This is a genomic window from Deltaproteobacteria bacterium (assembly GCA_030654105.1).
Taxonomy (GTDB): Bacteria; Desulfobacterota; SM23-61; order SM23-61; family SM23-61; genus JAHJQK01.
In genome coordinates, this window is sequence record JAURYC010000188.1 from 1 (window position 1) to 6,337 (window position 6,337).

At 49.4% G+C, this 6,337-nt stretch carries 7 protein-coding genes; 1 reads left to right on the forward strand and 6 read right to left on the reverse strand.

The annotated features are described in order from the left end of the window. Positions 1-431: 431 nt before the first annotated feature. From glyQ to recO, 3 genes are all read right to left on the reverse strand, one after another. Complete coding sequence (gene glyQ, locus Q7V48_07820) at positions 432-1,310, reverse strand: glycine--tRNA ligase subunit alpha (GenBank protein ID MDO9210641.1); 879 nt, start codon at positions 1,308-1,310, stop codon at positions 432-434. Positions 1,311-1,486: 176 nt separating this feature from the next. Beyond that, complete coding sequence (locus Q7V48_07825; GenBank protein MDO9210642.1) at positions 1,487-1,717, reverse strand: hypothetical protein; 231 nt, start codon at positions 1,715-1,717, stop codon at positions 1,487-1,489. 132 nt (positions 1,718-1,849) lie between these two features. Beyond that, a complete protein-coding gene (recO, locus tag Q7V48_07830; GenBank protein MDO9210643.1) occupies positions 1,850-2,608 on the reverse strand; it encodes a DNA repair protein RecO in 759 nt (252 codons plus the stop codon). A gap of 116 nt (positions 2,609-2,724) precedes the next feature. Here recO and Q7V48_07835 point away from each other — a divergent pair, with 116 nt between their 5' ends. After that, complete coding sequence (locus Q7V48_07835) at positions 2,725-3,456, forward strand: hypothetical protein (protein ID MDO9210644.1); 732 nt, start codon at positions 2,725-2,727, stop codon at positions 3,454-3,456. Here Q7V48_07835 and Q7V48_07840 read toward each other — a convergent pair. Genes Q7V48_07840 through Q7V48_07850 form a run of 3 tightly spaced genes read right to left on the reverse strand, consistent with a single transcriptional unit; the run spans position 3,347 to position 5,930 of the window. Further along, positions 3,347-4,192, reverse strand: a complete 846-nt coding sequence (locus Q7V48_07840) for a DUF4115 domain-containing protein (GenBank protein ID MDO9210645.1) — start codon at positions 4,190-4,192, stop codon at positions 3,347-3,349. The genes Q7V48_07835 and Q7V48_07840 overlap by 110 nt on opposite strands. After that, complete coding sequence (locus Q7V48_07845) at positions 4,189-5,703, reverse strand: thiolase family protein (protein ID MDO9210646.1); 1,515 nt, start codon at positions 5,701-5,703, stop codon at positions 4,189-4,191. Before Q7V48_07845 ends, Q7V48_07840 begins: the two co-directional genes overlap by 4 nt. Next, positions 5,667-5,930: a hypothetical protein gene (locus Q7V48_07850; protein ID MDO9210647.1), complete on the reverse strand. Its 264-nt coding sequence runs from the start codon at positions 5,928-5,930 to the stop codon at positions 5,667-5,669. The genes Q7V48_07845 and Q7V48_07850 overlap by 37 nt, the downstream gene beginning before the upstream one ends. Between the last annotated feature and the right edge of the window lie 407 nt (positions 5,931-6,337).

The following is a 6,337-nucleotide window of genomic DNA, read 5'->3' on the forward strand; positions in this document are numbered from 1 at the left end:
TGGAATTGCTCACAGCTGATTCCTAAGGTTATTTTTCTAGGTTAAGCCTAAATTTTTCAACTTTTGATCCATCGCCCTTCCCCAACCCAATTTTTTCACACCTTCGGGGAGGGATAGGGTGGGGGGGATTGCTTAACAAAATTTTGAGATTTTGCGCGTTAGTAGTACAGAGAATAAATTCATAGTTAAAAACAAAATAAGCTTAATCTTTTCTCTTTGTTCTCATGTAATCAATTCGTAAGCTAAAATGTCGTATTGTTTTCACTTAACGAGTGCGCAGAGTAAAGCAGCGAAAAGGAGTTTATGGCCTTGATTTATCTCAACTTTCCTCAGTGCCCTCTGTGGTGAATCGCCTTTTAGGTTTAATATAATGATTCCTGCTAATCCGTGTTTATCTGTATCCATCCGTGTCCAAATTATTCTTTATAATATCAGGCGGTATTCTTTTTCAATAACGGAAAACCCATGGATTGGCGTTGTTGGTAGTAAGCCTCTGCAGATAGGCGGGCTAAATTGCGCACCCGGGCGATGTACTGGGTACGTTCCGTTACGCTAATCGCTCCCCGGGCCTCAAGCAGGTTGAAGGCGTGGGAGCATTTCAGGCAATAATCATAAGCCGGCAACACAAGACCTTTTTGGTTCAAGCGGATCGACTCCTTTTCATACATGTCGAACAGTTGGAAAAGCATGGGAATGTCGGCTTCTTCGAAGTTGTAGCAAGAAAACTCCACTTCGCTGCGGTGATGTACATCTCCGTATTTGATTCCTTTGGTCCATTCCAAATCGAAGACGTTATCGATCTCCTGGAGGTACATGGCGATTCTTTCGATGCCGTAAGTGATTTCTACAGAGATGGGCTTGAGATCAATGCCGCCGGCTTGTTGAAAGTAAGTGAACTGCGTGATCTCCATCCCATCGAGCCAGACTTCCCACCCCAAACCCCAGGCTCCTAAAGTAGGAGATTCCCAGTCGTCTTCGACGAAACGGATGTCATGTTCTAGAGGTTCCACCCCGAACGCCTTGAGGCTTTCCAGGTAGATGTTCTGGATTTCTAAGGGGGAAGGTTTCAAAATGACCTGAAATTGGTAATAATGCTGGAGGCGGTTGGGATTTTCTCCATATCTTCCATCGGTGGGTCTGCGGGAGGGTTCTACGTAAGCAACTTTCCAGGGCTCTGGCCCCAGAACCCTTAGGAAAGTCGCGGGGTTAAAAGTCCCAGCCCCTACTTCTGTATCATACGGTTGCTGCAGGACGCATCCGCGATCGGCCCAGAATTTTTGTAGGGCCATGATCAAGTCCTGGAAAGTCATACTCAAAATCCCTTTACGCCCTTGCTATAAATTGAGAAGCAATTCTAAAGGAAAATCTTTTAACATTTTCCAAGGGGAAAAGTCAAGGTGAAAAAGGCTGGTCGCTGACTTTAACCTTGTCAATGGTGAGAAACTTCGCGCCATAGGGGGATCCCAGTTTGGGGTTTTTCAGGCGATCAAAGGTGTATTGAACAGCGGAAGGTGTAAACCAAAACGTCCTTGGAGATCTCCCAGGATTCGGCAAGATCCCCTTCGAGGTTGTCAAAATCAAGCGTTCCAGGTTTCAGTCGAACAAGGCCGTTGAAAACCGCGTCGCCGGCCGAATAGGTCATGTCCTCAACCGTGTTGTAATGATCTGCCCATTCTACGGAATGAACCATATCGAGGAAAACCGGCAGCAGCCGCATGAAAAAGATTTACTGCATCCCTGGTTCAGGTTGAATTGGACCCGAGGTTTTGAGTTTTCAGTTGTTCACGAACGGTTCCTGACTTTCCCACATTTTTTTAAAAAAGTCTTGGCCAAGAAAGGCCCATTATTCTCAGACGGATGGGGAAAACTGCTCGAGAAATTTTTTGGATTTAAGGTCTTTTCCTAAGTATTGCTCGAGAAAAAGGGAGAGGATCGTCTTGCTTTCTCTTAAAGATTGGGGCGAAAAAGAAACGCGCCCGACCTTTTCCAGAAGGATCGTTTGGGTGAGGAGAAGGGTCTTGATCGTTCCCAGGGAGATGGGAACCAGACCAGGAAGATTGACGGCGCAGACTGGACAGAGTACTCCGCCTTCCCGGACGCTAAAGAATAATTTTCCCCCGGAAAGTCCTTTTTTACACCGCAGGCAATGATCGAGCATGGGCTGGTATCCCAGGAGGGCGAGGAGCCGAACTTCGAAAACCCGCTGGATTTCTTCCTTAAGAATACCTTTGTCGATAAGATTAAGAAAAACAAGCAAAAGTTTAAAGAGCATTTTGTTCTTAATTTTCTCCGCCGTCATGGCATTGACCAACTCGATGAGATAACTGGCCCAGGCCAGTTTGTTGATATCTTCCCATAAGCCGACAAAAGAGTGAATCAGGTCGCAATGGTTCAACCGAACCAGATCCGAGGTCTCTTTCTCGAAAAAAGAAAGGGTGATGTAAGAACAGATTTCCAGGGTGTTGCCGAAGCGCTTGCGCGATCGCTTGGCCCCTTTGGCGATTCCTTTGACCTTACCAAAATCAAGGGTATAAAGGGTGACAATTTTATCCGCTTCACCGTAAGGGATTGAGCGGAGGACGATGGCTGGTGTTTTGTAAAAGGGCATGGGTTCGGAAAAACTTTTTTAGCAAGATCATAGCAGAAAGATATCTCGGAGGGAAGGAGCTCCTTTTTTCATTCAGGAAGAGGCCGGGTTTTTGCTATAATTCTCCAAGGGGCGTAATGAATAATTCAATCCTCTCCAACGAGAAACATCCCATGAACCTCCCTATTATTTTTGCTCTGATCCTAATGGGATTTACCTTCACGATAACCCAAGTGATGGTCATCCGCGAACTCCTGGTGGTCTTTGCCGGGAATGAGCTCTCTATTGCCATCATCCTCGCGAACTGGCTCCTGCTGGAGGCGGCTGGAAGTTTCCTGATCGGCAGGAAGGTGCAAGAGTTGGGATGGAGAAGAGGCGGTTATGCCCTTTTACAAATGGTTTTATCCCTTTTCCTTCCCCTCACTATTTACGGAGTGCGCTGTCTCAGGGATATCATGGGCCTTCCCCTCGGGGAAGGGACCAGCCTTTTCGCCATCTTTTTCTGGACCGTTCCTCTCCTTGCGCCCTTAGGGATGGTGGACGGTACCCTTTTTGCTTTAGGCTGCGGCCTTTACGCGGATGGGGTCAAAAAATCTTCCTCAACCATCGGCAGAGTTTATCTTTGCGAAGCCCTGGGAGCAGGAGGAGGAGGAATCCTTTATACTTTTTTATTCATTCCTTTTTTTACTTCCTTCCAAGTGGCTTTCCTTCTGGGAGCGGCGAATCTGATTTCCGCGCTCGTCATTCGGCACTGCATTTCTATTCTTCCTTCTTTTCTTCGCCGGCAACCTTCTTCTTTATCTCTTTCGGCAGCAGCAGGTGGACAACCTCACCGGAATCTCCCAAACGCCCTTGGGGAACTCCGTTGAAAGAAATTTCCACACCACCGGCATTGCCAACAGTAACTTTGAACTGACGCCGGGCGGTCCAGGTTGACGACTCTTGGGGTTGGAGGAGGGTACTCACCTCCTTCTGGTTATCGGATTGAATGCTGAGCCAGGTCACTTCTGTAGCCTTGATTTTGAGGACATGCCTCCGTTCCTTCTTTTTCTCGCCCTCAATTAAATCAGGAGTTGGGGCAGGAGGAGGGGCTGATACCGCCGGAGTCTTTAACAATTCTTTTTCCGGGGAGGGAAGGTCCTCGATAGGAGGTGTTTTATCCGGTGGCGTTGGCAAAGAGGAAGCCTCTGGAACAGGTAAAGGAGGAGATGGAGGTGGAGTAGGCGTTTTTTTGTAGAAAGAAGAAAAGAGAATACCCACGGCCAAAGCTAAGATGAATAAAACAAGGGCGAATTTCACCAGGGGCCGGGTCTTCTTGGGAGGGGGGCCAATTTTCATTTTGGGAGAAACCAATGAGAAATCCACCTGAGCTTCATAGAGGGCCAGGACTTCCTTGGGGTCGCTCCCGAGGTAAGCGGCATACGTGCGCAGGAAACCGCGCGTAAAAACTGGAGCGGGAAGGAGGCGGAAATCATCTCTTTCCAGGGCTTCGAGGTTCTGCAAGGTGATGCGCGTTACTTTGGCAACAGATTCTAAGGAGATGTTCCTTCGCTCCCGCTCCTGCCGGAGGTAGCTACCGACGCTTAATACCTGCTCTTCGTTCAAGATTTTCCCTCCTTGGGGTTGGGAGGAATAAAAACCCGGCTTAGCCATCTTCCTATTCTCTCTTTCATCCATCCGGTAAAGGAGCCTTCCCGAAAGTAAAAAAGATCTCCTTCCCTTTCCAATTGGACCCTTTGCCCTATTTTCAGGTTCCCCTGGCGAGCGCGGGCCAAAATCATTTTCTGGTCATTCGTGCGCACGAATCCAAGGGTGAGGGGCGATGGAACTCCTTCGGGGGTAGTGTAAAGGGTGGTAAAAGTTTCCAAGGTTCCGTAATTCGCAGAGGGAGGCTGTTCGGAGATCTCCTTAGTATCGGTATTGCCAGCGTTAAAGAGAGATTGCCAGTATACTGGAACTGGGCGGTAGGAGTCGGTACGTTCTAAGATGGTCACTAAATTGTTGTTGGCCAAACCCCCAATATTTTGGCTCAGGCCGATCCTCGCCCCCTGGACTTGGCGCGATGGTTCCAATTCGCCCCTCAATTGCCAAACCACTTCCGCGATCTGAGCCAGCCCCGAAGCCCCTACCGGGTGGCCTCGGGCCTTAAGACCTCCCGAAGGATTAATGGGTATTTTTCCTTTGATCGAGGTTAGGCCCTTTCCCAGGGCTTTCCATCCTTGTTTGGGGGGAAAAAATCCTAAGTCTTCCGTGCCAATAATTTCAAAGGGAGTGAAGGCATCATGCACTTCGGCCACGGAAATGTCCTGGGGATTTATTTTGGCCATGTTGTAGGCTTGCTGGGCAGCCAGCCGAGTGGCCCGGAAGGAGGTGAACGAATCCCGGTGACGAACCGCCAGGGTATCGGTGGCATGACCGAGGCCAGAGACTCGGATTATTTTTTTCTCCGCAGTCAAAACCACGGCTACGGCCCCGTCGGTGATCGGAGCACAATCATAAGTGCGCAAAGGGAAGGATACCCATCGCGAACCAAAGTAATCCGCCTCCGAGACCACCTTCCGGAATTGCGCGTAAGGATTGAGCGATCCATTGTAATGATTCTTGATGGCTACCTTAGCCAGAACGGATTGCATTTGTTCAGCCGAAAGCCTGGCTTCCTGCTGGTATTTTTGGGTAATCATGGCAGCCAGGGCAGGCATGGAAGCCCCGTGGTTTCTTTCGTTTTGCTCAATTACTTCCGCGAGAATTTTAGTCGTGCGGGATGTAGGTAAATGGGTCATCTTTTCGCCGGCGATGATCAGAACGTTCTTATGGTAGCCGGAGGCTACGGCGTAAAAGGCGGATTCGAAAACCGCCGAGCCCGTGGAGGAAGCTGTTTCCACTCTGGAGGAAGGCACGCCGGATAAGCCCAGCCGGTCGGCAATCAAGGCAGCAAAATTGCTCTCGCCGGTGAACTCTTCCACGTTCATGACCCCGATCAAGACGTAGTCAATGGTGTGAATTTTAGCGTCCCCCATAGCCTTGGAAGCTGCCTCCACCATGAGTTCGGGTAAAGATTCGGTCCTCTTGCCGAATTTGGTCATGCCCACGCCTGCCACATAGACCTCAGCCCCCATAAACCCCCCCAACCATCAAAATTGTTTTGATTATACAGAATCGCCGCAGATTTGTCGAGCATCAGGAGGCGTCCTGAACCCCGGGCCTGGGATAATCCTCCAGCGCCGGAACCGGGCGGGAGGGTGACTCTTTCCGGAGCATAAGGTCCGCCTAAGGCGGATTCTTTCATCGGCAGGGGCGGGGCTTCAGCCGAGGATGCCCTGGATTCCTCCGCTCCCGCCTTCATCACCCTCCCGCCCGGTTAATAAGTGATCATTCGTGACCCTAAAAAGTGAAGGTGGGCAAGGAATATTGTCCTCTTGACAAATGGTTAAGCCATAATTAGGATGGTCGTATTCATAAGGGGGGTAAAGGGAGGGGAGATGAGAAACCGGAATAACGGCTGGGTACCGGTTCTGGCTCCTTGAGGATAGAAAACTTTGCAGATTGGGAAAATCTCTAATCACAAATCGGAAATATCAGTGAAATGATATGACTATTTATGCTTTGCCGGCGGCTTTGGCTTTGGCCATCAACCTGACCCTGTGCCTGGTTGTTTTTTTTGATAACCCCAAGGGCGTGGTCAACCGGGTCTTCACTCTGTTGATTCTTTCCTTTGTAGGCTGGAATGCCGGGGAACTAATCATGATCAAC